Below are 25,039 nucleotides of genomic sequence, written 5' to 3' on the forward strand. Positions count from 1 at the left end.
CGTGGGGGCGCGGCATGAGGGAGGGCTGACGTGGCGCAACCGTCGCGGCGCGCGGGGCGCGCTCTGTGGAAGCGGGCTCGGAAAGTCGCCGATTCCGTTGCCCTGCCCGAACCCTTCGATGCCGAGGCCTTCGTCGCGAGCCTCGCCGCGAACCGGCGGCGGCCCATCGAGCTCATGCCCGTCAGCGCCCCCGAAGGCGCTCCCTGCGGGCTGCTCATGAGCACCGAACGCGCCGACTACATCCTCTACCCCACCAACACCACCGCCCTGCACCGGCGGCACATCCTGCTCCACGAGGTCGGCCACCTGCTCTGCGGCCACACCGGCGCCGACGGTGGCGCGGACGGCGTCGCCATCGACGCCGCCGCCGGGCGGCAGCTCATGCCGAACCTCTCGCCCGAACTCGTCCGGCGCGTGCTCGGCCGCACCACCTACACCGAGGTCGAAGAACGCGAAGCCGAGCTCGTCGCGAGCCTGCTCGCGCAACGCGCCGTGCGGCCCGAAGAGCCGCGGGAGCTCGCGGCCGACGTCCCGGACGGCGTGCGGCGCTTCGACTCCCTCTTCGGCGGCCGGTCCCGCCGCCGGGCGCCGTGATCGAGACCCTCGCCTACCACCTCTGCCTGGTGGGGTTCGCCGGCTTCGGCTACAAGCTCGTCGAGGCGCGCCGCAGCCAGCCGGTGCGCACCATGTGGTTCCTCGCCGGGTTCGGCATCTGCATCGCCGCCGGCATCGTCGTGCTGACACCCGCGATGGCCGCCCTCGCCGGACCCGGCCCGGTCGCCGAGTGGGTGCTGAGCCTGGCCGGCGACGAGCTCAAGCTGGGCGCGATCGGGTTCGCCGTCGCTTTCACGCAGTCCGTGTGGCGCGGCGAAGGCGCCCGCCTCATCCCGCACGCGCTGTTCACCGGCGCCACCATGGTGCTGCTCGCGGTGTGCTTCGTGCTCTCCGAGCCGCAACGCGTCGGCGACGACACGGTCTTCTCCGCCGACGGCCTGCCGTTCGCCCTGGCGGACAAAGTCGTCTTCCTGGTCTACAGCCTGATCAGCCTCGGCCTGCTGATCGTGGTGTTCGCCCGCAGCGCGTGGCACGCCGAGCCCGGCCCACTGCGCACCGGGCTGTGGCTGCTGCTGGTCGGCGTGGTGGCGGCGTTCGCGTGGACGTTCTGGGACGTCGACGACGTCCGCCGGCTCGCCCAGACCGCGCGGATCGGCGCGCGGGAAGACCTGCCCTCGTCGGTGCTCGCCGCCGCGACGATCGGGTTCGTCGCCGCCGGCGCGACGCTCTCCGCGTGGTCGCCGGCGGTGTCGTCGGTGCTCGGCCGGGTGCGGGCGTACCGCGCGTACCGCCGCATCGAGCCACTGTGGACGGCGTTGCGCGATGCGGTGCCGGGCATCGCGCTCGACCCGGGCCGCGAGCTGGCGGGCGGCGCCGAATTCGCGTTGTACCGCCGGGTGATCGAGATCCGCGACGGCCACCTGGCGCTCCGGGCCCACTTCGACCCGGAGCTCCCGGCCCGAGCGGAGACGGCGGCCCGCCACGCGGGAGTCCGCGAAGCCGACCTCGCGCCGACGGTCGAGGCGGTGGCCTTGGCCGCCGCGATCGAGGCGGGCCGCGAGGGCCGCCGCTTCGAGGCGGCGCGAGGCGAGCCCGGCGACCTGAGGGAAGCGGACGCGGACGTCGAAGCCGAAGCGGCCTGGCTGGTCCGCGTCAGCCGGGCCTGGCAGCGCGGCGCGGTGGTGGACCGGGTGCGGGCTAACGCGGGTAGCGCGCGCCGTTGACCGTCACCCGCAGCGTGTAGACCGAGCTCGACGCCGTGATGAACAGCTCGTTCCCCCGCGCCCCGCCGAACGTGAAGTTGGAGCAGATCTCCGGCACCCGCAGCTTGCCGATCAGCGTGCCGTCCGCGGCGAAGCAGTGCAGTCCGTCGTGGGCCGCCGCCCAGACCTGGCCTTCGCTGTCCACCCGGACGCCGTCGAACACGCCGCTGTCGCACGTCCCGAAGATCTCGCCGCCCGAGAGCTTGCCGCCGGAACCCACGCCGAACACCCGGATGTGGCTCGGCTGCCGCCGGGTGTCCACTATGTACAGCAGCGACTCGTCGGCCGAGAACGCCAGCCCGTTCGGCCGCGAGAAGTCGTCCGCGACGATCCGCACCTCGCCCGACGGGTCGACGCGGTACACGTGGCACGCGCCGATCTCGCTCTCCGCCCGGTACCCCTCGTAGTCGCTGTCGATGCCGTAACTCGGATCGGTGAACCAGACCGACCCGTCCGAGTGCTCGACGACGTCGTTCGGGCTGTTGAACCGCTTGCCCTCGAACTCGGAGGCGAGCACAGTGATCGAGCCGTCGTGCTCGGTGCGCGTGACGCGGCGAGTGCCCTGCTCGCAGCTGATCAGCCGTCCGTGGCGGTCGACAGTGTGCCCGTTCGAGTACTGCGACGGCTGCCGGAAGACGCCGACCTCGCCGGTCGTCTCGTCCCAGCGCAGCGTCCGGTCGTTCGGGATGTCGCTGAACACGAGGTAGCGCCCGGCCGGGAAGTACGCCGGCCCCTCGGTCCAGCGGCAGCCGGTGTGCAGGCGCTGCATCCACTCGTCGCCGTTGACGCGCGCGAAGCGCTCGTCGAGCACCTCGAAGTCGGTCTTGACCAGATCCATCCGCTCACCCCTAATGAGATTCTGTGAACAGCATGTATTGCCGAACCTGATATGGTCAAGTGGTGGACGACGTGGATCGCATGCTGCTCGCCGAACTCCAGCAGGACGCGACGCAGGCGTACGCCGCGCTCGGCAAGGCGGTCGGCCTTTCCGCCGGTGCCGCGCACGAGCGCGTCCGGAAGCTGCGCGAGCAGGGCGTGATCCGCCGGACCACCGTGGACGTCGATCCCGCCGCGGTCGGCCGCGGCGTCGCGGCGTACGTCCTCGTCGAGGCGAACGCCTGGATGGGGGACGAGCCGGTGCGCGCGGCTCTCGAAGCGCTGCCCGAGGTGGTGGAGGCGCACGTCATCGCCGGGCCGGCGTCGCTGCTGGTCAAGGTGCGCACGCCGACGACCGAGCAGCTCCAGGCGTCGCTGCGCCGGCTCTTCGCGATCGACGGCGTCACCGGTACGCGGACGATCGTGGTCCTCGAATCCTTCTTCGAGCGCCCGGTGGATCCCACCGCCTGATCTCGCCCGGCACGCCCGTTCGGCCCTCCGCCGTGCGCACTACTGTGCAATGCGTGGTACCTTTCCAAGCGTAAGACTGGAGGGTGCAGTGGAGATCAGTCAGCTGCTCAAAGGGGTGCTCGATCTCGCCGTGCTCGCGGTGCTCCGCGAGGAAGACGGCTACGGGTACGACGTCCTGCGAAGACTCCGGAGCGCCGGCCTGGACGAGGTGGGGGACGCGTCGGTGTACGGGACGTTGCGCAGGCTCTACAAAGCCGGCCTGCTCACCTCGTACGTGGTGCCCAGCGAAGAGGGGCCGCACCGCAAGTACTACAGCCTCAACGAGCCGGGCCGGGTCCGCCTCGCGGAGTCGGGCAAGACCTGGCAGAGCTTCGCATCGACGATGAACGTGCTTTTGGGAGAGGCAGCATGAGCGAGAAGCCGACCGCCGTGCGGGTGTATCTGGCGCGGGTCCGCACCGCGCTCGCCGACCTGCCCGCGAGCGAGATCGAAGAAATCCTCGAGGACGTCCGCCCGCACCTGGCGGAGCTCGAAGCCGAGCTGGGGGAGGGCGCCCGCGTCGAGGCCCTGATCGAACGGCTCGGCACGCCCGAAAGCTACGCCGCCGAGCTGCGCGCGTCCGGCGGGTACCCGGCGCCGGCCGAGGGGACGACGCAGGTGCTGGCCACCGCGAAGGCGCCGAGCCTCGCGAAACCGCGGATCGCGTTCTGGGGCCTGGTGCTCAGCGCCGTGGCGCTCGCCCTGTTCGCGTTCGCCGCCGCCGTGCGCATCGACCCGGACGCGCTGCTGGGCGCGATGCTGTTCCTCCCGGTGTTCCTCATCAGTCTCTTCCTGCTGCTGAAAGGCGGGATCGAGCCGGTGCTGGCGCTGCCGGAGGTGGCGTGGCTGCGGCGGACGCTGGCCAAGGGGCGCGAGCAGGAGGACTCCGGCAAGGCGTTGAGCTACCTCTCGTCCCTGAAGCCGGCGTGGTGGATCGTGTGCGCCGTCGTGCTGGTCGCCTTCGGGCTGCTGCTCATGCTGCGCGAGCGCGACGCCGTGCTGCTGCTGCCGTTCCTGCTCCTCGCGGGCGTCGCGGCGGTGTGGGCGGGCCCGCGGCTACGCGGCGACCGGCGGCTGCTGTGGGTCGCGGTGCCGATCTCGGCGTTCGTCATCGGCGGCATCCTGGGCGGCTTCGGCGCGGCGGTCGACCTCATCTCGAACCGGAACTCCTACTCGAGCTCGCCGTCGTACTACCAGTCGTCCGACCGGTACGGCAACGAGCAGCTGACCTACGGCGGCAGGGAGGTCGAGAACGTCTACGCGTTCGACGCCGAGGGCAAGCCGCTGACCGAGGTCTACCTCTACGACGAGGAGGGCCGGCCGCTCACCGTGACCCGCTACGGCTGCGAGCGGTCCAGCGGGACGAAGGAGAAGATCGGCGCGGACAACCGGTTCCCGCGGCCGCGGGTCGAGCAGGGCGTGACCGACGACCAGGGCAACTTCAACGGGTACAACGGGTACCGCTCGGCCTGCCGCGAGGACGCGGGCGTGCCGTTCAGCGCGGCGATCCCGAAGGTGACGGCCCCGCCGGCGACGCCTTCTTCGCCGACCGCCACCACTACGCCGCCGCCGTCTTCGCCGACGACCACGCCGACCAGGTAGAAGCCATCAGGAGCGGAGGTCGGGGCCGCTCCTGACGCGACGAAGGCCGCCTCCGGAACACCGGGGGCGGCCTTCGGCCTGTTCACCCGATCCCAACGTGGGCGAAACGTCTCGCGAACGCGGGCGTGCTGAGCTGGGTTCGTGCCACTCACGGAGGTCGGGGCGGACACCTTCGCCCCGCGCACACGGGTCGTCCACGGGTACGAGCGCGCCTACCGGATGGCGGGGCGCGGGCCGGCCCTGCTGTTCCTGCACGGGATCGGCGACGACTCGGCGACGTGGCTGGAGCTGCTGGCCTCGCTGTCGGCCGACCACACGGTGATCGCGCCCGACCTGCTCGGCCACGGCGCCTCGGCCAAGCCGCGCGCGGACTACTCCGTCGCGGCCTACGCGTGCGGCATGCGCGACCTGCTGACCACCCTCGACGTCGACCGGGTGACCGTGGTCGGCCACTCGCTCGGCGGCGGCGTGGCGATGCAGTTCGCCTACCAGTTCCCGGAACGCTGCGAACGGCTCGTCCTGGTCGGCTCGGGCGGCGTCGGGGCGAGCGTGCACCCGCTGCTGCGGCTGGCCGCGGCGCCGGGCGCGGGGCTGGTGCTGCCGCTGCTGGGCACGCGGCCGGCGCTGACGGCCCTGCGCGGGCTCGCCGAGCTGCTGCGGGTGTCCGAAGGGCTGGGGCTGGGCCCGGACCTCGACTACGTGCTGACCCGCTACGTCCGGCTGCTCGAGCCGAGCACGCGTTCGGCGTTCCTGCGCACCCTGCGTTCGGTCGTCGACTGGCGCGGCCAGGTGGTCAACATGCTGGACCGCTGCTACCTGACCGAGGGGATCCCGACGCTGCTGGTGTGGGGGACCGACGACCGGGTCGTGCCGAGCGGCCACGCGCTGCGCGCGCACCGGGCGATGCCGGGCAGCAGGCTGGTGCTCTTCGAGGGCGCGGGCCACTTCCCGCACCGGTCCGACCCGAAGCGGTTCCTGGAGATCCTGCGCGAGTTCCTGGCGCAGGCGCCGCCGGCGAGCTACGACCGCGGCCGGTGGGGCGACCTGCTGCGCGCGGGCCGGCCGGCGGGTTCGCCGGACCCGGCGGCGGCCGACGACGCGCCGGCGGTTTCCTCGGGGACGTGAGCAGCCCCCGTTTTCCACGCTACCGGCGGGCACCGACAGGTTCCGGGCGCAGAGGTCGGCGGTGTGGACGACTCGGGCGCCGGCTCGGCATTGTGGACAACCCGGGGCGCGCTCGCCGAGGGCGCCGGGAACTGTCGGACCTCCCCAGTAGCGTGGAAAACGGGGGTCCCCCGGGGCCCGGATGCGATGACGGCCTGGGCGCGGCGAGAGCCGGGATGCGATGAGGGCCCGGATGCGGCGACGGCCCTGGGCGTGGCGAGGACCCGAACGTGACGTGGCGAGGTCCCGGCCGCGGCGAAAGCCCGCACGTGGCCGAGACCTGCACCGACGAAACCCCGGACACGACGAAGGCCGCCACCGGAGGGTATCCGGGGCGGCCTTCGATCTTCAGGGCGTCAGTGGCCGAATGCGCTACGCGCCGCGAGGTCCGCCAGCAGCGCGCGGCCCTTCTCGGCGTTGCGCGGCTGGGAAAGGACGTCGTAACGGCGGGCGACCAGCTGGCTCTGCGAGATGAACCCGCGCTTGTTGCGGTTCACCGCGTAGCCCAGCGCGCCGAAGAGCAGGTTGAACCCGAGCCCGGCGACCAGGCCGATCACGATCGGGACCAGGCCCGCGCCCGGGTTCAGCAGGCTGAGCACCAGGCCGAGGAACAGGCCGAACATCGCGCCGGAGGTCGCCGCGCTGCCCAGCACCTTGCCCCAGGACATCTTGCCGGCGACGCGCTCGACGAGCATCGGCTCCACGCCCACGATCGTGACGTCGGTGACCGGGAAGTCCGTGCCCGCGAGGTGGTCGACCGCGCGCTGCGCCTGCTCGTAGGACTCGTAGGAGCCGATCGGCCAGCCGGTGGGCATGGTGGGCAGCTGCGGCCGCGCCTGCTGCTGTCCGATCGTGTTCTGCTGCGTGAATGCTGTGGTCATCGATCTCACCTCTCCTGCCCCGTACAACGTGGGAGTACCCGGAATTCCTCCCGCCGGAGCGAATTCACAGGCTCTTCTCAGCCGGGCAAACCGCGCATACCGGCCGCCGACCCAATGGATCAACAAAATACCTTTGTTCCGGTTGACCGCGCCGCCGTGACCGGGTAGGAAGAACCCGCAAAGGATTCGCATCAAACCTTTGGGGCGGCTGATGGCACGCAGGCGAGGCATGCTCACCCTCGACGAGCTCCGGGCGCGGGTGGACGCGGGCACGATCGACACCGTGCTCGTCGCGATCACGGACATGCAGGGCAGGCTCCAGGGCAAGCGCTGCTCGGCGGAGTACTTCCTGGACGAGGTCGTCGGCCACGCCACCGAGGCCTGCAACTACCTCCTGGCCGTGGATGTCGACATGAACACCGTCGACGGCTACGCGCTCTCCTCCTGGGACAGCGGCTACGGCGACTTCGTGCTGCGTCCCGATCTCGCGACGCTGCGCGAAATCCCGTGGCACGAGGGCACCGCGCTGGTGCTCGCCGACGTCGAGCGCGTCGAAGGCGGGGCCGTTCCGATGTCGCCGCGGCAGATCCTGCGCCGGCAGCTCGACCGGCTCGCCGAGCGGGGCCTCGCCGCCTACGTCGGGACCGAGCTCGAGTTCATCGTCTTCGACGACACCTACGAAGCCGCCTGGGACAAGCGCTACCACGGGCTCAAGCCCGCCAACCAGTACAACGTCGACTACTCGATGCTCGGCACCGCGCGCCTCGAGCCGCTGCTGCGCCGCATCCGCAACGACATGGCCGGCGCCGGGCTCTACCCGGAGTCCGCCAAGGGCGAGTGCAACCCCGGGCAGCAGGAGATCGCCTTCCGCTACACCGACGCGCTCAGCACCTGCGACAACCACAGCGTCTACAAGAACGGCGCCAAGGAGATCGCCGCGCAGGAGGGCAAGAGCCTCACCTTCATGGCGAAGTACAACGAGCGCGAAGGCAACTCCTGTCACATCCACATCAGCCTGCGCTCGACCGAGGGCCGCGCTGTCCTGGCCGGGGACCACGAGCACGGCTTCTCGACGCTGATGGAGCAGTTCCTCGCCGGCCAGCTCGCCGGGCTGCACGAGCTGACGTACTTCCTCGCGCCGAACGTCAACTCCTACAAGCGGTTCGTGCCCGGCAGCTTCGCGCCGACCGCGATCGCCTGGGGCACCGACAACCGGACGTGCGCGCTGCGCGTCGTCGGGCACGGCGAGTCGCTGCGCGTCGAAAACCGCGTGCCGGGCGGGGACGTCAACCCGTACCTCGCCGTCGCCGCGCTCATCGCCGCCGGCCTGCACGGCATCGAGAACGAGCTGGAGCTGGAAGCACCCTTCACCGGCAACGCCTACGACTCCGACCGCGACACCGTGCCGACGACGTTGCCCGAAGCCGCCGCGGCACTCGCTCAGAGCACCCTGGCGCGGGAGGCCTTCGGTGACGACGTCGTCGACCACTACCTGAACGCGGCGAAGATCGAGATCGACGCCTACAACGCCGCCGTCACCGACTGGGAGCTGATCCGTGGCTTCGAGCGACTCTAAGCCGGTCATCGGCCTCACCAGCTACCTCGAACCCGCGAAGTTCGGAGTCTGGGAGACCGAAGCAGTGCTGCTGCACCGGGTCTACGTCGACTGCGTCGTCGCGGCCGGCGGCATCCCGGTGCTGCTGCCACCGGTGTCGGACGCATACGAGCGGCTCGTGTCCACTGTGGACGGGCTGGTGCTCACCGGCGGCGCCGACGTCGAACCCGGGCGCTACGGCCAGGAGCCGCACCCGGCCACCTACACGCGGCCGGAACGGGACGCGTTCGAGTTCGGCCTGTTCGAAGCCGCGCGCAAGGTGGGCAAGCCGGTGCTCGGCGTGTGCCGCGGCCTGCAGGTGATGAGCGTCGCCCTCGGCGGCTCGCTGGTCCAGCACCTGCCGGAAACGACGGAAACCACCGAGCACCAGCCCGCGCCGGCGACGTTCGGCCGGGGGACCGTCACCCTGGCCGAAGGCAGCCGCGCGGCGGCGATCCTGGGGCCGGAGACCAAAACGCTCTGCTACCACCACCAGGCCATCGACCGGCTGGGCGCCGGCCTGGAACCGGTCGGCTGGGCCGCCGACGGCACGATCGAGGCCGCTGAAATCCCGGGTGAGTTCGCCCTGGGCGTCCAGTGGCACCCCGAGCAGGACAGCGACGACGTCCGGCTGTTCGCCGCCCTCGTCGACGCGAGCAAGGAGAGGACATGACCACCACTTTCGACGTCCGGAACCCGGCCACCGAGCAGGTGGTCCGGACGGTCCCGCTGACCAGCGCCGAAGAGACCGACGCGGCGATCGCCCGCGCGCAGGCGGCGTTCCCGGCGTGGCGCGACGTCACCCCCGGCGACCGCGCGCGGCTGCTGCGCCGCTTCGCCGACGCCGTCGAGGCCGACCTCGAGAACCTCGCGCGGCTGGAGGTCGAGAACTCCGGGCACACCATCGGCAACGCCCGCTGGGAGGCGGGCAACGTCCGGGACGTCCTCAACTACTACTCCGCGGCGCCGGAACGCCTGATCGGGAAGCAGATCCCGGTGCCCGGCGGCGTCAACGTCACCTTCCAGGAGCCGCTGGGCGTGGTCGGCGTGATCGTGCCGTGGAACTTCCCGATGCCGATCGCCGGCTGGGGTTTCGCGCCCGCGCTCGCCGCCGGGAACACCGTCGTCCTCAAACCCGCCGAACTGACTCCGCTGACCGCGATCCGGCTGGCCGAGCTGGCGCGCGAAGCCGGCATCCCGGAAGACGTCTTCCAGGTGCTGCCCGGCAAGGGATCCGTGGTCGGGCAGCGGTTCGTCGACCACCCGGGCGTGCGCAAGGTCGTCTTCACCGGCTCCACCGAGGTCGGCAAGCAGATCATGGCCGGCTGCTCGGCGCAGGTGAAGCGCGTGACGCTGGAGCTGGGCGGCAAGAACGCGAACATCGTGTTCGCCGACTCCGACCTGGAGAAGGCCGCGGCGACCGCGCCCTACGGCGTCTTCGACAACGCCGGCCAGGACTGCTGCGCACGATCGCTGATCCTGGTGCAGGCCAGCGCGTACGACCGCTTCATGGAGCTGCTCGAGCCCGCGGTGCACGGCGTCGTCGTCGGTGACCCCGGCGACGAGAAGACCGAGATGGGGCCGCTGATCTCGGCCGAGCACCGGGAAAAGGTGGCGTCCTACGTGCCGGACGACGCGCCCGTCGCGTTCCGCGGCAACGCGCCCGCCGGCCCCGGCTACTGGTTCCCGCCGACCGTCCTCACCCCGCCCGACCTGCGGCACCCCGCCGTGGCGGAGGAGGTGTTCGGCCCGGTCGTCGCCGTCCTGCCGTTCGCGGAGGAGGCCGACGCGATCCGGATGGCCAACGCGACCGAATACGGCCTGTCCGGGTCGATCTGGACCCGCGACGCCGGCCGCGCGTTCCGCGTGGCGCGCGGCGTCGAAGCCGGCAACCTGTCGGTGAACTCGCACTCTTCGGTGCGCTACTGGACGCCGTTCGGCGGCTTCAAGCAGTCGGGCCTCGGCCGCGAACTGGGCCCCGACGCCGCGGCGGCGTTCACCGAAACCAAGAACGTCTTTCTCAGCACGGAGGAGTAATGGTCCAGCGTTTCGAAGGCCGCGTCGCGATCATCACCGGCGGCGCGAGCGGCATCGGGCTCGCCTCGGCCCGCCGCCTGGCGAGCGAAGGCGCGAAGGTCGTCATCGCGGACCTGACCCCGGCCGAGGGCAAGGCGGTGGCCGACGAGATCGGCGGCGCGTTCATCCAGACCGACGTCACCGACGCCGAGCAGGTCGAGAACCTGTTCCACAGCACGGTCGAGCAGTTCGGCTCGGTCGACGTCGCGTTCAACAACGCCGGGATTTCCCCGCCCGAGGACGACTCCATCCTGACCACCGGCATCGACGCCTGGGAGCGGGTGCAGCGCGTCAACCTGACGTCGGTGTACCACTGCTGCAAGGCCGTCCTGCCGCACATGCAGCGGCAGGGCCGCGGTTCCATCATCAACACGGCGTCGTTCGTCGCGGTGATGGGCGCGGCGACGTCGCAGATCTCCTACACCGCGTCCAAGGGCGGCGTGCTCGCGATGAGCCGCGAGCTCGGGGTGCAGTTCGCGCGGGAGAACATCCGCGTCAACGCGCTGTGCCCGGGACCGGTGAACACGCCGCTGCTGAAGGAGCTGTTCGCGAAGGATCCGGAACGCGCGGCGCGGCGGCTGGTGCACGTGCCGGTCGGCCGGTTCGCCGAGCCCGAGGAGATCGCGGCGGCGGTGGCGTTCCTGGCCAGCGACGACGCCAGCTTCATCACGGCGTCCCAGTTCCTGGTCGACGGCGGCATCTCCGGCGCGTACGTCACCCCGCTCTAACGCTTGGTCGGTTTTTTGACGCCGTAGACCTCCCGCAGGTAGTTCCAGGCGGCGTTGAGCTTCTTGCGCTCTTCGGAGACGAGTTTTTCGCGACGGCGCAGCACGCGGACGGCGATCTCGGACGCGAGGAAGGCACCGGCGGCGAAGGTCAGCACGCCGACGATGAGCGTGAGGGCGATGATGGTGGTGGTCATGCTCACAGCTTCGGGCGCGCGTGGGCGATTCGTCCCTGCGCAAAGCTAGCGGGTTTCGTTAGCTTTGTGAGGTGACGCACTGGCGCGCCGACGAGTGGGCGGAAGCGGTCCGGACGGGCATCCGCGCGAGGGGGCTCTCCCTCGACGAGGCCGCCCGCCGGATCGGCGTTCCGACGTCGACGCTGCGCAGCTGGATCGAACACCGGCACGCGCCGAAGGTGACCGTCTTCGACCACTGGGCGCAGCTCGCCGAGGTCACCGGGCTGGGGGAGGCCGAGCTGCTGCGCGTCGCCGGCGTGCTGCCGGACGCGCTCGCGTCGCCGGTCCACGTCGCCCAGGCGGCGAAGGCGCTGCGGGAGGGCATCGACCAGGCCGGGCAGTTCCTCCGGCAGGCCACCGCGCTCGTCTACTCCTCGCCCGGCACGCAGGTGGCCAACGCGATCGCGGCGTCGCCGATCGACTGGGAGATGCGGATCCGCTCGGCCACCCGCGGCGACGAAGTCCACGTCACCTACCACCACTACGTCGGGATCGTCCCTCCGCGGGACTTCCCCCACGACGACGCCGAGGTGCGCCGCATCATCGAGCACGACATCCTCGGCGAGCTGTGGCGCCCGCTCGGGCTCTACTGGCGGGTCGCCGAGGTGCACGACTGGCACGAGCCGCCGCGGCTGGTGATCCAGGTGCCCGAGCAGGAGGGGACGCGCCCGCCCGCGCCGTCGCCGGTGGTCGCCGCGCCGCCGGTCGTGGTGCTGTCGCCGATCTGGGGCTACGGCGAGCTGCTGGCCTCCCTGGTCGCCGACGGGCTCGGGTTCGGCAACGTCGACTTCCGCTACTTCGGCCTCCCGGACGCGATGGCCGACCGCGTCCGGATCACCGCCCGCGAGCTGGCCGAACCGGCGCCGCGGCTGGTGCACTCGGTGCCGCCGATCATGCTGCTGCACGGCCTGGCCGTGCCGGACCTGACCGGCCGCCTCCCGGTCGTCGTCCGCTACGGCCCCCGCATGCGGGCCCGCGCTGCGCGGATCTACCGCGAGCCGCTGCTCGAAGCCGGGTTCGACGATCCGATGGAGGGAGCGCGGGCGATCGAGGAGACGATCTCGGTCCCGCCGGGTTGCGCGTACTTCGAGGTGACGCTCGCCGACGAGGACGTCTTCGACGGCGACCACCCCTCGCTGGACCGGCTCAACGACACGGTGGCGTGGCTCGCCGAGCAGATCGTCGAGCAGGTGCTGCTGGGCGCCGGGCACCCGCCGGTGCCGGTCGGTGGCCCGCTGAAACGCCTGGTCCTGCCCTCGGGCCGGGTCCGCCGCCCACCGGTTTTGGCGGGTCAGGTGGTCCGCCGGGTCGCCGAAACGACGTGAATGACTCATTCATGTCACCTGGCGACATGAATGAGTCATTCACGTCGTCGAGGGCCGGTCGAGGATCACTGTGGCGTTGCCCGGGTGAAGTAGACGGACCTCGAACCCGGCAGGTACGGTGGCCGTCACAACTGCAGATCGGGCCGTAGAGCCGAGGCGGGAGAGCCCCCACGAAGCCGGTGGGGCACCGAAGGAGCAAACTCCCCAGAATCTCTCAGGTACCTGTTACCGCTTCGCGCGAGGCCACTCTGGAAAGCAGGCGCACCCGCGCCTCACCCAAGGTGAAAGCCGTGTCTCCCACGGTGAAACTCTCAGGTGCCATGACAGAGGGGGAGTTCCCAGCGCACCGTTGTGTGCCCAGGCCCGAGGAGCTCCCCATCACTTCAACGCAGTTCGACGCCCGCCACATCGGCCCGTCCGAGGCCGAACGCGCGAAGATGCTGGCCGAGTGCGGTTACGGCAGCCTGGACGCCCTCGTCGGCGCCGCCGTCCCGACCGCGATCCGCGCGACGAAGGAACTCACCCTCCCGCCCGCCGCGTCCGAAGAGGACGCCACCGCGGAGCTGCGCGCCCTCGCCGCGCGCAACCGGCCGATGACGCAGATGATCGGCCTCGGCTACTCCGACACCGTCACGCCCGGCGTGATCCGCCGCAACGTCCTCGAGAACCCGGCCTGGTACACCGCGTACACGCCCTACCAGCCGGAAATCTCCCAGGGCCGCCTCGAAGCGCTGCTCAACTTCCAGACGATGGTTGCCGACCTGACGGGCCTGGCCACCGCGAACGCGTCGCTGCTGGACGAGTCGACCGCCGTCGCCGAGGCCGTCACGCTGATGCGCCGCGCGTCGAAGTCCAAGTCGAACAAGGTCGTCCTGGACGCGGAGTGCCTGCCGCAGACCATCGCCGTCGTGCGGACGCGCGTCGAGGCGCTGGGCATCGAGGTCGAGGTCCGCGACCTGCTCACCGGCCTGCCGGAGGACTTCTTCGGCGTCGTCGTCCAGTACCCGGGCGCGTCCGGTGTGCTGCGCGGCCGCGGCTTCTACCACGCGATTTCCGAGTCGGCGAAGGCCGCGGGCGCGCTGTTCACCGTCGCCGCCGACCTCCTCGCGCTCACCCTGATCACCTCGCCCGGCGAGTTCGGCGCCGACGTCGCCGCCGGGTCGACGCAGCGCTTCGGCGTCCCGCTCGGCTACGGCGGCCCGCACGCCGGGTACATGTCCGTCCGCTCCGGACTCGAGCGCTCGCTGCCCGGGCGCCTGGTCGGCGTCTCGGTCGACGCCGACGGCAACTCCGCCTACCGCCTCGCGCTGCAGACCCGTGAGCAGCACATCCGCCGCGAGAAGGCTACGTCCAACATCTGCACCGCGCAGGTGCTCCCGGCCGTGCTCGCCGCGATGTACGCGGTCTACCACGGTCCGGACGGCCTGAAGAAGATCGCCCAGCGCGTCCACGGTCTCGCCGCGGGCTTCGCCGACGCTCTCCGCAAGACCGGCGTCGAGGTCGTGCACGAGTCCTTCTTCGACACCGTTGTCGCGCACGTTCCCGGCCAGGCCGCCGAGGTCCACGCGGCCGCGCGGGCCCAGGGCATCAACCTCGGCCACGTCGACGCCGACCACGTCCGCGTCGCCTTCGACGAGGTCAGCACCCCCGCGATCAGCGCGAAGGTGCTCAAGGCGTTCGGCGTCGAAGCCGAGGTCACCGACGGCGTCGCGCTGCCGTACGGCCTGGCCCGCGAGAGCGGCTTCATGGGCCACGAGGTCTTCGGCACCCACCGCTCCGAGACGGCGATGCTGCGCTACCTGCGCCGGCTGTCCGACCTGGACTACGCCCTCGACCGCGGCATGATCCCGCTCGGCTCCTGCACGATGAAGCTCAACGCCACCACCGAGATGGAGCCGATCAGCTGGCGTGAGTTCGCCGGCATCCACCCGTTCGCCCCGGCCGAAGACGCCGAGGGCTACCACGTCCTCGTCGCTCAGCTCGCGGAGTGGCTGGCCGAGGTCACCGGCTACGACAAGGTGTCGCTGCAGCCGAACGCGGGCAGCCAGGGCGAGCTGGCCGGCCTGCTCGCGATCCGCGCCTACCACCGCGCGAACGGCGACGAGGCCCGTGACGTCTGCCTGATCCCGTCGTCCGCGCACGGCACCAACGCCGCGTCCGCGGTGCTCGCCGGGATGCGGGTGGTCGTCGTGAAGTGCACCGACGAGGGCAACGTCGACCTCGCCGACCTGCGGTCCAAGGTGGACAGTCACCGCGACACGCTGGCCGCGATCATGGTCACCTACCCGTCCACGCACGGCGTGTACGAGCACGACATCGACGAGCTGGCCAAGATCGTCCACGACGGCGGCGGCCAGGTGTACGTCGACGGCGCGAACCTCAACGCCCTGCTCGGGCTGGCCAAGCCGGGCGAGTTCGGCGGCGACGTCTCGCACCTGAACCTGCACAAGACCTTCTGCATCCCGCACGGCGGTGGCGGCCCCGGTGTCGGCCCGGTCGCGGTGCGCGCGCACCTCGCGCCGTACCTCCCGAACCACCCGCTGCTCGACGCGGCCGGCCCGGAAACCGGCGTCGGCCCGATCAGCGGCGCGCCGTACGGCTCGGCGTCGATCCTGCCGATCTCCTGGGCCTACGTCCGGATGATGGGCGCGCCGGGCCTGACCGCGGCCACGAAGGTCGCCGTGCTGGCCGCGAACTACGTCGCTTCGCGGCTCGCGCCGCACTACCCGGTGCTCTACACGGGCCAGGACGGCCTGGTCGCGCACGAGTGCATCCTCGACCTGCGCCAGATCACCAAGGAGACCGGCGTGACGGTCGACGACGTCGCCAAGCGGCTCATCGACTACGGCTTCCACGCGCCGACGATGTCGTTCCCGGTCGCGGGCACGCTGATGGTCGAGCCGACCGAGTCCGAGGACCTGGGCGAGATCGACCGGTTCATCGCCGCGATGATCGCCATCCGCGCGGAGATCGACGAGGTGGCCAACGGCAGGTGGACTGCCGAGGAGTCGCCGCTGCGCGGGGCGCCGCACACCGCGGAGACGCTGGTCGGCGAGTGGGACAAGGCCTACGACCGCGAGCTGGCGGTGTACCCGGCGGGTGTTTCGCGCAAGAACAAGTACTGGCCGCCGGTGCGTCGCATCGACGGCGCCCGCGGCGACCGTAACCTCGTGTGCTCCTGCCCGCCCCTCAACGCTTACGAAGGCTGATCCCGACGTGTCGAAGGAAACCTCCCTGCACGGAGTCCACAAGGGACTCGGTGCGCTGTTCACCGACTTCGCCGGCTGGTCGATGCCGGTCCGCTACGCCAGCGAGCTGGCCGAGCACAAGGCCGTCCGCGAGGCGGCCGGGCTGTTCGACCTGTCGCACATGGCCGAAATCCACGTCACCGGCAAGCAGGCGGCCGACGTCCTGGACTTCGCGCTGGTCGGCAACCTGACCGGGGTCAAGCCGGGCCGGGCGCGGTACACGATGATCTGCAACCCCGAGGGCGGCGTGCTGGACGACCTCGTCGTCTACCGGTTGGCCGACGAGCACTACCTGGTCGTCGCGAACGCGGGCAACGCGAAGGTCGTCGCGGACGCCCTCGCCGAGCGGGTCGCGGGCTTCGACGCTCAGGTGGACGACCGGTCCGAGACGACCGCGCTGATCGCCGTCCAGGGTCCGAACGCCGCCGTGATCCTGGGTTCGGTCACGGACGCCGACCTGGACGCGCTGAAGTACTACGCCAGCGTCCCGGCTTCGGTGAAGGGCCACGACGTCCTGCTCGCCCGCACCGGCTACACCGGCGAGGACGGCTTCGAGCTGTTCGTCGACGCCGACCAGGCGCCGGCGTTGTGGCGGCTGCTGCTGGAGGCCGGCGAGCCGCACGGCCTGGTCCCGGCGGGCCTCGCCTGCCGCGACACGCTGCGGCTGGAAGCCGGGATGCCGTTGTACGGCAACGAACTCACCGTCGAGCAGAGCCCGTTCGAGGCCGGGCTCGGCCGCGTCGTCAAGTTCGAGAAGCCGGGCGACTTCGTCGGCCGCGCGGCGCTGGAAGAGCGGTCCAAGCAGGACGTTCCGCGGGTGCGGGTCGGGCTCAAAGGCGCCGGTCGTCGCGCCCCGCGGCACGGCTACCGGCTGCTGGCCGACGGCACCGAAATCGGCGAGGTGACCAGCGGCGCCCTGTCGCCCACGCTGGGTTACCCGATCGCCATGGCGTACGTCGATCGGGCGTACGCCGAGCCCGGCACCGAGCTCTCCGTCGACATCCGGGGCAGGATCGAGCCCGTCGAGGTCGTCGCCCTGCCCTTCTACTCCCGCGCGTAAGGACTGTTGAACCGTGAGCATCCCCGAGAACCTGCAGTACACCAAGGAACACGAGTGGCTGAAGGTCGAGGACGGCGTCGCCACCGTCGGCATCACCGCCTTCGCCGCCGAGTCGCTCGGTGACATCGTGTTCGTCCAGCTGCCCGACCCGGGCTCGACGATCACCGCCGGCGAGGTGTTCGGCGAGGTCGAGTCGACCAAGTCGGTCAGCGAGCTGTACGCGCCCGTCTCCGGCGAGGTCGTCGAGGTGAACGGCACCACATCGGACACCCCCGAGGTCATCAACTCCGACCCGTACACCGAAGGATGGCTCCTGAAGGTGCGTCTGACCGGGGACGTGCCCGACCTGCTCGACGCCGCCGCGTACGCCGCGCACACCCAGGAGAACTGATGACGACCTTCGACGCCCACCTCGCCGACGTCGACCCCGAGGTCGCGGCAGCCGTCGCGGACGAGCTGACCCGCCAGCAGTCGACCCTGGAGATGATCGCCTCCGAGAACTTCGCCCCGGTGGGCGTGCTCGAGGCGCAGGGCTCGGTGCTGACCAACAAGTACGCCGAGGGCTACCCCGGACGTCGTTATTACGGCGGCTGCGAGCACGTCGACGTCGTCGAGCAGCTCGCCATCGACCGCGCGAAGGCCCTCTTCGGCGCCGAGCACGCCAACGTCCAGCCGCACTCGGGCGCGCAGGCCAACGCGGCCGCGATGTTCGCCGTGCTCAAGCCGGGCGACACGATCCTCGGCCTCGACCTGGCCCACGGCGGCCACCTGACGCACGGGATGAAGATCAACTTCTCGGGCAAGCTCTACAACGTCGTCGCCTACCACGTCGACAAAGAGACCGGGATCGTCGACCTCGCGGAGATCGAGCGCCTGGCTGTCGAACACAAGCCGAAGCTGATCATCGCCGGCTGGTCCGCCTACCCGCGTCAGCTCGACTTCGCCGAGTTCCGCCGCATCGCGGACCTTGTCGACGCTCGCCTGATGGTCGACATGGCGCACTTCGCCGGCCTGGTCGCGGCCGGGCTGCACCCGTCGCCGGTGCCGCACGCCGACATCGTCACCACGACCACGCACAAGACCCTCGGCGGCCCGCGCGGCGGCCTCATCCTGTCCCGCGAGGAGCTGGCGAAGAAGATCAACTCGGCGGTGTTCCCGGGCCAGCAGGGCGGGCCGCTGGAGCACGTCATCGCGGCCAAGGCCGTCGCGCTGAAGATCGCCGCCAGCGACGAGTTCAAGGAGCGTCAGCAGCGGACCCTCGAAGGCTCGCGGATCCTGGCCGCGCGGCTGTCGCAGTCGGACTGCGCTGACGCCGGGGTGCGCGTGCTGACCGGCGGCACCGACGTCCACCTGGTGCTCGTCGACCTCGTTCAGTCCACTCTGGACGGTCAGCAGGCCGAGGACCGGCTGCACGAGGTCGGCATCACGGTCAACCGCAACGCCGTACCGTTCGACCCGCGGCCGCCGATGATCACGTCGGGCCTGCGGATCGGCACGCCGGCGCTGGCCACCCGCGGCTTCCAGGCCGAGGACTTCACCGAGGTCGCCGACGTCATCGCCGAGGCCCTCAAGCCGGACTTCGACGACGCCCTGCGGTCCAAGCTGCGTGACCGCGTCGAGACGCTGGCCAAGAAGCACCCGCTGTACGCGGACCTTTCGCGATGAGCGCGTTGCCCGAGGGTCGGAAGCTGTTGCGTCTGGAAGTCCGCAACAGTGAGACGCCGATCGAGAAGAAGCCGTCGTGGATCAAGACGCGGGTGCGGATGGGGCCGGAGTTCACCGAGCTCAAGGGTCTCGTGCGTCGCGAGGGTTTGCACACGGTGTGTGAAGAGGCCGGTTGTCCCAATATCTATGAGTGCTGGGAGGACCGTGAGGCCACGTTCCTGATCGGTGGTGATCAGTGCACGCGTCGGTGTGATTTCTGTCAGATCGATACCGGTAAGCCTGCTGAGCTGGACCGTGCTGAGCCGCGGAAGGTCGCGGAGTCGGTGCAGGCGATGGGGTTGCGGTATTCGACGGTCACCGGTGTCGCGCGTGATGACCTTTCCGATGGTGGTGCGTGGCTGTATGCCGAGACCGTTCGGCAGATTCACGCGTTGAATCCGGGTACGGGTGTTGAGCTGTTGATTCCGGACTTCAACGCTGATCCTGCGCAGTTGGCCGAGGTGTTCGGGGCGCGGCCGGAGGTGTTGGCGCACAACGTGGAGACGGTGCCGCGGATTTTCAAGCGGATCCGCCCGGGTTTCCGGTATGCGCGTTCGCTGGAAGTCATCACGGCGGCGCGTGAGGCGGGTTTGGTGACGAAGTCCAACCTGATCCTGGGCATGGGTGAGACGCCCGACGAGGTGGCGCCGGCGATGCGGGACCTGGTCGATGCGGGGTGTGAGATTTTGACGATCACGCAGTACCTGCGTCCCTCGCCCCGGCACCACCCGGTGGACCGCTGGGTGAAGCCGGAGGAGTTCGTCGAGCACTCCAAGGCTGCCGAGGCGATGGGCTTCGCGGGTGTGATGGCGGGTCCGTTGGTGCGGTCGTCGTACCGCGCGGGACGGCTCTACGCCCAGACCAAGGGTTACCGTGGAGAGGAGCTGCCGGAGAACCTGCGGCACCTCGCCGACCAGGGCCCGGCCGCGCAAGAAGCCAGCTCCCTGCTGGCGCGATAGGAAGGGGCGGATCAATGGCGATCAGCGTCTTCGACCTGTTTTCCATCGGCATCGGCCCGTCGAGCTCCCACACCGTCGGGCCGATGCGGGCGGCACTGACCTTTGTGGACGGACTCGGCGACGACCTCGCCTCGGTGTCCCGCGTCCAAGCCGAGCTGTTCGGCTCGCTCGGCGCGACCGGGTTCGGGCACGGCAGCGACAAAGCCGTCCTGCTCGGGCTGTCGGGCTCGCGGCCGGAGGAGATCGACACCGACACGGTGCCCGGGCGCATCGCGGCGATCCGCGAGTCCGGGCGGCTGCTGCTGGCCGGCACGCACGAAATCGCGTTCGACGAGGACACCGACCTCACCATGCACCGGCGCAAGTCGTTGCCGGCGCACCCGAACGGCATGGTGTTCCGCGCGTTCGACGCGTCGGGCTCGCTGCTGCGCGAACGGACGTATTACTCGGTCGGCGGCGGGTTCGTCCGCGACGAGTCGTACGAGACGGACACGGTGTTCGTAGAGGACTCGACGCCGGTGCCGTACCCGTTCCGCACCGGCGCGGACCTGCTGGGACATTGCGCGGCCACCGGGAAGCCGATCAGCGAAATCATGCTGGCGAACGAGCTGTCCTGGCGCACGGCCGAGGAGGTGCGGTCCGGGCTGCTGGACATCTGGGCGGTCATGGCGGAGTGCGTCCGCAACGGCTGCACGCACGAAGGCGTCCTGCCGGGCGGGCTGAAGGTGCCGCGGCGCGCGCGTTCGCTGCACGAGAAGCTCCTGGCCGAAGACGGCGCGGACGACCCGCTGTACGCGATGGACTGGGTGAGCCTGTACGCGTTGGCGGTCAACGAGGAGAACGCGGCGGGCGGGCGCGTGGTCACGGCCCCGACCAACGGCGCGGCGGGCATCATCCCGGCGGTGCTCCACTACTACCAGCGGTTCATCCGGCACTCGACCGACGACGGGATCGTGACGTTCCTGCTCACGGCGGGCGCGATCGGCTCGATCCTCAAGCAGACGGGCTCGATCTCGGGCGCGGAAGTCGGCTGCCAGGGCGAGGTGGGTTCGGCGTCGGCGATGGCGGCGGCGGGGCTGACGGAGGTCCTCGGCGGCTCGCCGGCCCAGGTCGAGAACGCGGCGGAGATCGGCGTCGAGCACCACCTCGGGCTCACCTGCGACCCGGTCGGCGGCCTGGTCCAGATCCCGTGCATCGAGCGCAACGCGGTGGGAGCGTCGAAGGCGATCCACGCGGCCCGGATGGCGATGCGCGGCGACGGAAGCCACGTGGTGACGCTGGACAAGGCGATCAAGACGATGCGCGAGACGGGCGCGGACATGAGCGTGAAGTACAAGGAAACGGCCCGCGGCGGCCTGGCGGTGAACGTCATCGAGTGCTGACCCCGGCACTTTCCCCGAGAAAGATGCGTCTCGGGGGTGCCGGGGGCGAGCTTTCCCTAGGAAAGATGCGTCTCGGGGTGCCGGGAGCGAGCTTTCCCTAGGAAAGATGCGTTTTCCTAGCGGCGCTAGCTTCGTCTGGTTCCACGGCCAGCCGTAGGCCGACCTCCACCAGGCGCCAGCCCAGCTGCTGTTTCCGCGTTCCCGGGCTGCGGCTCGGGGCCGCCCGGCCCGGCGGCCGGTTGCGGACGCCGTGGCGCAGCTCGTCCTCTCGCTCGTGGACCAAGTCCTCCGCCATCAGGAAGTGCACCGGATCGCCCCCTGCGTCGATGTTCGGTGTCGGTGGACCCATCGTCGCCGACCGTGGCCGTCCGGTTCCACCGGTTTTCCGCACCGCGAACACAGTGTGACCGCCGCGCGAGCCCGAGGCCACTCCGACGGTGCCCGGCGGCCTAAACTCGCGGGATGGAGTCGACCTCGGTGGCGAATGCCGGTGAAGCGCTGTTCCGGCCGGTTCGCGCGGGCAACGCCTTCGAGGAGACCGTCGAACGGCTGCTGCAGGCCATCCGCCTCGGCGTGGTCGGCGCGGGGGAGCGGCTGCCGTCGGAACGCGAGCTCGCCGAACGCCTCGGGGTCAGCCGTGTCACGCTCCGCGAAGCCATCCGCGCCCTCTCCGACGCCGGTTACGTCGAGTCACGGCGGGGCCGCTACGGCGGCACGTTCGTGAACGACACCCTCCCCGGGCCGCCCGCCCCCGACGGCAAGATCGACGCCGCCGGCCTGGACGACGCGCTGTGCCTCCGGTACGTCCTCGAGACCGGCGCCGCGGAGATGGCCGCCGCCCGGTCGCTGAGCCCGGCCGACCGCCGCCACCTCACCGGCACCCTCGCCGAAGCCGCCGGCGCGGACCTCGACGACTACCGCCGCAAGGATTCCCGCCTGCACCTGGCGATCGCGGAAGTCACGGCGTCCGGCTCCCTGACCACGGCGATGGCCGACGCCCGCACCCGCGTCAACCAGCTGCTCGACCGCATCCCGCTGCTGCCGCCCAACCTCGAGCACTCGAACGCCCAGCACGAGGCGATCGTCGACGCGATCCTGGCGGGCGACGCCCCCGCCGCCCGCCAGGCCATGGCCGAGCACATCGAAGGCACGGCGTCCCTCCTGCGCGCGTTCCTCTCCTGACCGCGTCTTGACAGGATTCGAACAACTCTCGGTAGTTCTCCACCGAACCTCCTCACCCGTTCGGCCGTCATCCATTCGTGACCTTGCCGACCGAGGACGAAGCCGAAACCCCGGAAAAGCCGGACACCCCGCGCCGTCGCCGATGGCGCCGCTTCCGGCGGATCGCCTACTGGACCGTGGGCACGCTCGTCGGCGGTCCGCTGATCGCCTTCTGGGTCGCCTACCTCGTGCTCGACGTCCGCAGCCCGCAAGAGGTCCTCGCCGGGCTCGACAAGACCGTCGTGCTCACCTACTCCGACGGGTCGGAGTTGCTCAAGGTCGTCCCGGCCGACGGTGACCGCACCTTCGTGCCCTACGCGCAGGTGCCCGCGAAGCTGCGCGACGCCATCATCGCCACCGAGGACCCGACCTTCTGGGACAACCAGGGCTTCGATCCGACCGGCATCGGCCGCGCGTTCCTCACCGGCGTCGGCGGCGGGTCCGGGATCACCCAGCAGTACATCAAGAAGTCCACCGGCGACGACGACGCCACGCTCGGCCGCAAGTTCGCCGAGCTCGTGCTGGCCACGAAGATCACCCAGGAACAGAGCAAAGAGCAGATCTTCGAAAGCTACGTCAACATCATCTCCTTCGGCCGCGGCACGTTCGGGCCCGCCGCGGCGATGAACGCCTACTTCGGCAGGAAGCTCGACGACTCGATGACGTGGAGCGAAGCGGCGTTCCTCGCCGGGATGATCCAGTCGCCGTCGGTGCACGACCCGGCCGCGTCCGGCGACGCGCACGCCGCCCGGCGCTGGCAGTACGTGCACGACAAGCTCGTAGCCCGCGGGTACGTGCAGCCGGGCGAACCGATGGCCTACCCCGGCGCCGAGATCCAGTCGCCGTCCGAGACCCGCGCCGGCCGCCTCACCTACGACCAGTTCCACGTCAAGCAGCAGGTCCTCGCCGAACTGGAAGACGACGGCTTCCCGCTCGGGCGGCTCCAGCAGGGCAACATGACGGTCGAGACGACGCTGGACCGCGGCCTGCAGGACGCCGCGAAGAAGACGTTGCAGGACCGGCTGAAGGGCGAGCCGGCGGAGTTCCGCGGCGCGCTGGTGTCCGTCGACCCGAACACCGGCGCCGTCCGCGCCTACCAGGGCGGCGACCAGGGTGTCCGCGACTATGCGAGCACCCCGCACGCCGCGGGCTCAGCGTTCTACCCGTTCACGCTCGCCGCCGCCCTGCGCCGCGGCTACGGCCCGGACGTGCCGGTCCCGGCGCCCGAGGAGCAGGAGTTCCTCGGCGAGAAGTTCAAGTACCCGGAGATCTGCGGCCCGAAGTGCACGCCGCGCACCGCGATGCAGGCGCACGCCCAGGGCACGTTCATCGCGCTGGCGAAGAAGCTCGGGCCGGACGCGCTGAGCGAGACCGCGCGGCAGGCCGGCATCCCCGAGACCGTCGACGGCACGCCGACGATGCGGGAGAAGGACGGCTTCCTCATCGGCCCGGGCATCGCGATCGGCCGGTACCCGCTGCGGCCGCTCGACCTGGCGGGCGCCTACGCGACGTTCGCCGCGGACGGCCGCCGCACCACCCCGCACCTGGTGGCCAAGGTGCGCGACGAGAGCGGCGCGGTCGTCTGGGAGCACACCGACACCGCGCGGCCCGCGTTCGACGACGATGGCGCCGAGAGCCGCCGCATCGCCCGGGACGTCACCGGCGTCCTGACCGACGGCAGCGGGGCCGCGCTGCGCACCGGCGAAGCCGAACACCGCAGTGGCCAGGGCAACCAGGACGCCTGGGCCGTCGGCTACACCCCGCGGCTGGCGACCGCGGTCTGGATCGGCTCCGACGACGAACGCCGGCTGAAGGACGCCAACGGCGTGAAGCTCATCGGCGACGTCGTCCCGGCCGACGTCTGGCGCGCGTACACGGCGGCGGCCCTGGCCGGGCAACAGGCCCGGCCGGCCGGCGGGAGCCCGCCGCCGGTGGTGCGGCCGCCGCGCTGAGTCAGCGGACCAGGGCGAGCACGAACCCGTCGTGCCCCTTGGCGCCCACGGTCTGCACGGCGGTCGCGTCCAGCCGCGGCTCGGCGGCGAGGACGCCGAACATCTCGCGCGCGCCCAGGACGTTCGGGTCGGTGCTCTCCGCGTCGGCCACCCCGCCCTGGCGGACGACGTTGTCGACGACGATCGTCGTCCCCGGCCGCGACAGCTCCAGCGACGCGCGCACGTAGTTCGCGAGGTTGCTCTTGTCGGCGTCGATGAAGACGAAGTCGAACGGCCCGGTCAGCGTCGGCAGCGTGTCGAGCGCGGCGCCGACGCGGATGTCGACGACGTCCTCGCCGAAGCCCGCGCGCGCCAGGTTCGCCCGCGCGACTTCGGCGTGCCGCGGCTCGTATTCGCAGGTCACCAGCTTGCCGCCGGCCGGCAGCGCGCGGGCCAGCCAGATCGTGCTGTACCCGCCGAGCGTGCCGATCTCCAGGATCGAACGGGCGCCGGCCTGCCGGGCGAGCAGGTTCAGCAGCTTCCCCTGGTTGGGCGCGACGGCGATGTGCGGCAGCCCGGCGGCCGCGGAGTCGGCGAGCGCCGCGTCGAGCACGGGGTCGGCGGGGAGCAGCGCCGAAGCGAGGTAGTCGTCGACTTCGGCCCAGGTCTTGTCGGTCATGGCACCTCCACCACCAACCTAGCGGGCTGGGATCATGCTCAGGAGTGCT

The 25,039-nt window shown here is 71.0% G+C and carries 23 protein-coding genes and 1 riboswitch; of the genes, 19 read left to right on the forward strand and 4 right to left on the reverse strand.

Annotation, left to right across the window (positions count from 1 at the left end; all coding sequences use genetic code 11):
• Positions 1-30: 30 nt before the first annotated feature.
• Together ABFJ78_RS27295 and ABFJ78_RS27300 are read left to right on the forward strand one after the other, a co-directional pair.
• Complete coding sequence (locus ABFJ78_RS27295) at positions 31-594, forward strand: hypothetical protein (protein WP_436389465.1); 564 nt, start codon at positions 31-33, stop codon at positions 592-594.
• Complete coding sequence (locus tag ABFJ78_RS27300; RefSeq protein ID WP_436389466.1) at positions 591-1,778, forward strand: MAB_1171c family putative transporter; 1,188 nt, start codon at positions 591-593, stop codon at positions 1,776-1,778. The genes ABFJ78_RS27295 and ABFJ78_RS27300 overlap by 4 nt, the downstream gene beginning before the upstream one ends.
• Here the strand turns inward: ABFJ78_RS27300 and ABFJ78_RS27305 are convergent.
• On the reverse strand, positions 1,753-2,655 hold the full coding sequence (locus ABFJ78_RS27305; protein WP_436389467.1) for an SMP-30/gluconolactonase/LRE family protein: 903 nt from the start codon (positions 2,653-2,655) through the stop codon (positions 1,753-1,755). The two genes, ABFJ78_RS27300 and ABFJ78_RS27305, sit on opposite strands and share 26 nt — an antisense overlap.
• Before the next feature lie 62 nt (positions 2,656-2,717).
• Here ABFJ78_RS27305 and ABFJ78_RS27310 point away from each other — a divergent pair, with 62 nt between their 5' ends.
• The 4 genes from ABFJ78_RS27310 (at position 2,718) to ABFJ78_RS27325 (ending at position 5,930) form a co-directional block, all read left to right on the forward strand.
• The gene (locus ABFJ78_RS27310) at positions 2,718-3,164 is read left to right on the forward strand and encodes an Lrp/AsnC family transcriptional regulator (protein WP_436389468.1); all 447 of its coding nucleotides are present in this window, start codon (positions 2,718-2,720) and stop codon (positions 3,162-3,164) included.
• 88 nt (positions 3,165-3,252) lie between these two features.
• A complete protein-coding gene (locus ABFJ78_RS27315) occupies positions 3,253-3,576 on the forward strand; it encodes a PadR family transcriptional regulator (RefSeq protein ID WP_372670486.1) in 324 nt (107 codons plus the stop codon).
• Positions 3,573-4,805, forward strand: a complete 1,233-nt coding sequence (locus ABFJ78_RS27320) for a DUF1700 domain-containing protein (RefSeq protein ID WP_436389469.1) — start codon at positions 3,573-3,575, stop codon at positions 4,803-4,805. Before ABFJ78_RS27315 ends, ABFJ78_RS27320 begins: the two co-directional genes overlap by 4 nt.
• 219 nt (positions 4,806-5,024) lie before the next feature.
• Positions 5,025-5,930, forward strand: a complete 906-nt coding sequence (locus tag ABFJ78_RS27325; protein WP_436389702.1) for an alpha/beta fold hydrolase — start codon at positions 5,025-5,027, stop codon at positions 5,928-5,930.
• Between the two features lie 395 nt (positions 5,931-6,325).
• Here the strand turns inward: ABFJ78_RS27325 and ABFJ78_RS27330 are convergent, their stop codons facing one another.
• Positions 6,326-6,850 carry a general stress protein gene (locus ABFJ78_RS27330; protein ID WP_400883761.1) on the reverse strand — a complete coding sequence of 175 codons (525 nt, stop codon included), beginning with the start codon at positions 6,848-6,850 and terminating at the stop codon, positions 6,326-6,328.
• Positions 6,851-7,061: 211 nt separating this feature from the next.
• On the opposite strand from ABFJ78_RS27330, the gene ABFJ78_RS27335 reads away from it, so the two are divergent.
• Genes ABFJ78_RS27335 through ABFJ78_RS27350 form a run of 4 tightly spaced genes read left to right on the forward strand, consistent with a single transcriptional unit; the run spans position 7,062 to position 11,248 of the window.
• Entirely contained in the window at positions 7,062-8,426 is a 1,365-nt protein-coding gene (locus tag ABFJ78_RS27335; RefSeq protein ID WP_436389470.1) for a glutamine synthetase family protein, read from the forward strand.
• Complete coding sequence (locus tag ABFJ78_RS27340) at positions 8,407-9,117, forward strand: gamma-glutamyl-gamma-aminobutyrate hydrolase family protein (RefSeq protein WP_436389471.1); 711 nt, start codon at positions 8,407-8,409, stop codon at positions 9,115-9,117. Before ABFJ78_RS27335 ends, ABFJ78_RS27340 begins: the two co-directional genes overlap by 20 nt.
• Positions 9,114-10,481, forward strand: a complete 1,368-nt coding sequence (locus ABFJ78_RS27345; RefSeq protein WP_436389472.1) for an aldehyde dehydrogenase family protein — start codon at positions 9,114-9,116, stop codon at positions 10,479-10,481. Before ABFJ78_RS27340 ends, ABFJ78_RS27345 begins: the two co-directional genes overlap by 4 nt.
• Positions 10,481-11,248: a 3-oxoacyl-ACP reductase gene (locus ABFJ78_RS27350; protein ID WP_436389473.1), complete on the forward strand. Its 768-nt coding sequence runs from the start codon at positions 10,481-10,483 to the stop codon at positions 11,246-11,248. Before ABFJ78_RS27345 ends, ABFJ78_RS27350 begins: the two co-directional genes overlap by 1 nt.
• On the opposite strand, the gene ABFJ78_RS27355 is transcribed toward ABFJ78_RS27350, so the two are convergent.
• Positions 11,245-11,442, reverse strand: coding sequence for a hypothetical protein (locus ABFJ78_RS27355; protein WP_372670492.1), 198 nt, complete (start codon positions 11,440-11,442; stop codon positions 11,245-11,247). The two genes, ABFJ78_RS27350 and ABFJ78_RS27355, sit on opposite strands and share 4 nt — an antisense overlap.
• 71 nt (positions 11,443-11,513) lie before the next feature.
• Here ABFJ78_RS27355 and ABFJ78_RS27360 point away from each other — a divergent pair, with 71 nt between their 5' ends.
• From ABFJ78_RS27360 to ABFJ78_RS27400, 9 genes are all read left to right on the forward strand, one after another.
• Entirely contained in the window at positions 11,514-12,806 is a 1,293-nt protein-coding gene (locus ABFJ78_RS27360) for a helix-turn-helix domain-containing protein (protein ID WP_436389474.1), read from the forward strand.
• Positions 12,807-12,953: 147 nt separating this feature from the next.
• Positions 12,954-13,047: riboswitch (glycine riboswitch) on the forward strand.
• Between the two features lie 136 nt (positions 13,048-13,183).
• Positions 13,184-16,015: an aminomethyl-transferring glycine dehydrogenase gene (gene gcvP, locus ABFJ78_RS27365; RefSeq protein ID WP_436389703.1), complete on the forward strand. Its 2,832-nt coding sequence runs from the start codon at positions 13,184-13,186 to the stop codon at positions 16,013-16,015.
• Positions 16,016-16,022: 7 nt separating this feature from the next.
• On the forward strand, positions 16,023-17,114 hold the full coding sequence (gene gcvT, locus ABFJ78_RS27370; protein ID WP_436389475.1) for a glycine cleavage system aminomethyltransferase GcvT: 1,092 nt from the start codon (positions 16,023-16,025) through the stop codon (positions 17,112-17,114).
• 13 nt (positions 17,115-17,127) lie between these two features.
• A complete protein-coding gene (gene gcvH, locus ABFJ78_RS27375; protein WP_436389476.1) occupies positions 17,128-17,505 on the forward strand; it encodes a glycine cleavage system protein GcvH in 378 nt (125 codons plus the stop codon).
• Complete coding sequence (gene glyA, locus ABFJ78_RS27380) at positions 17,505-18,779, forward strand: serine hydroxymethyltransferase (RefSeq protein ID WP_436389477.1); 1,275 nt, start codon at positions 17,505-17,507, stop codon at positions 18,777-18,779. Before gcvH ends, glyA begins: the two co-directional genes overlap by 1 nt.
• The gene (gene lipA / locus ABFJ78_RS27385) at positions 18,776-19,777 is read left to right on the forward strand and encodes a lipoyl synthase (RefSeq protein ID WP_436389478.1); all 1,002 of its coding nucleotides are present in this window, start codon (positions 18,776-18,778) and stop codon (positions 19,775-19,777) included. Before glyA ends, lipA begins: the two co-directional genes overlap by 4 nt.
• Positions 19,778-19,791: 14 nt before the next feature.
• Positions 19,792-21,159 (forward strand): L-serine ammonia-lyase, encoded by a 1,368-nt coding sequence (locus ABFJ78_RS27390; RefSeq protein ID WP_436389479.1) that lies wholly within the window; start codon positions 19,792-19,794, stop codon positions 21,157-21,159.
• Between the two features lie 462 nt (positions 21,160-21,621).
• A complete protein-coding gene (locus ABFJ78_RS27395; protein WP_436389480.1) occupies positions 21,622-22,341 on the forward strand; it encodes a FadR/GntR family transcriptional regulator in 720 nt (239 codons plus the stop codon).
• Between the two features lie 83 nt (positions 22,342-22,424).
• Complete coding sequence (locus ABFJ78_RS27400) at positions 22,425-24,332, forward strand: transglycosylase domain-containing protein (protein ID WP_436389704.1); 1,908 nt, start codon at positions 22,425-22,427, stop codon at positions 24,330-24,332.
• Position 24,333: 1 nt separating this feature from the next.
• Here the strand turns inward: ABFJ78_RS27400 and ABFJ78_RS27405 are convergent, their stop codons facing one another.
• Positions 24,334-24,990 (reverse strand): O-methyltransferase, encoded by a 657-nt coding sequence (locus tag ABFJ78_RS27405; RefSeq protein ID WP_436389481.1) that lies wholly within the window; start codon positions 24,988-24,990, stop codon positions 24,334-24,336.
• Positions 24,991-25,039 lie beyond the last annotated feature (49 nt).

Source organism: Amycolatopsis sp. MEPSY49, assembly GCF_051337345.1.
In the GTDB taxonomy this organism is placed as follows: Bacteria; Actinomycetota; Actinomycetes; order Mycobacteriales; family Pseudonocardiaceae; genus Amycolatopsis.

Coding starts and splice junctions, on each gene's coding strand:
- ABFJ78_RS27305 (WP_436389467.1), bottom strand. CDS start 2,655: ATGGATCTGGTCAAGACCGACTTCGAGGTGCTCGACGAGCGCTTCGCG.
- ABFJ78_RS27320 (WP_436389469.1), top strand. CDS start 3,573: ATGAGCGAGAAGCCGACCGCCGTGCGGGTGTATCTGGCGCGGGTCCGC.
- ABFJ78_RS27325 (WP_436389702.1), top strand. CDS start 5,025: ATGGCGGGGCGCGGGCCGGCCCTGCTGTTCCTGCACGGGATCGGCGAC.
- ABFJ78_RS27330 (WP_400883761.1), bottom strand. CDS start 6,850: ATGACCACAGCATTCACGCAGCAGAACACGATCGGACAGCAGCAGGCG.
- ABFJ78_RS27335 (WP_436389470.1), top strand. CDS start 7,062: ATGGCACGCAGGCGAGGCATGCTCACCCTCGACGAGCTCCGGGCGCGG.
- ABFJ78_RS27345 (WP_436389472.1), top strand. CDS start 9,114: ATGACCACCACTTTCGACGTCCGGAACCCGGCCACCGAGCAGGTGGTC.
- ABFJ78_RS27350 (WP_436389473.1), top strand. CDS start 10,481: ATGGTCCAGCGTTTCGAAGGCCGCGTCGCGATCATCACCGGCGGCGCG.
- ABFJ78_RS27355 (WP_372670492.1), bottom strand. CDS start 11,442: ATGACCACCACCATCATCGCCCTCACGCTCATCGTCGGCGTGCTGACC.
- glyA (WP_436389477.1), top strand. CDS start 17,505: ATGACGACCTTCGACGCCCACCTCGCCGACGTCGACCCCGAGGTCGCG.
- lipA (WP_436389478.1), top strand. CDS start 18,776: ATGAGCGCGTTGCCCGAGGGTCGGAAGCTGTTGCGTCTGGAAGTCCGC.
- ABFJ78_RS27390 (WP_436389479.1), top strand. CDS start 19,792: ATGGCGATCAGCGTCTTCGACCTGTTTTCCATCGGCATCGGCCCGTCG.
- ABFJ78_RS27395 (WP_436389480.1), top strand. CDS start 21,622: ATGGAGTCGACCTCGGTGGCGAATGCCGGTGAAGCGCTGTTCCGGCCG.
- ABFJ78_RS27405 (WP_436389481.1), bottom strand. CDS start 24,990: ATGACCGACAAGACCTGGGCCGAAGTCGACGACTACCTCGCTTCGGCG.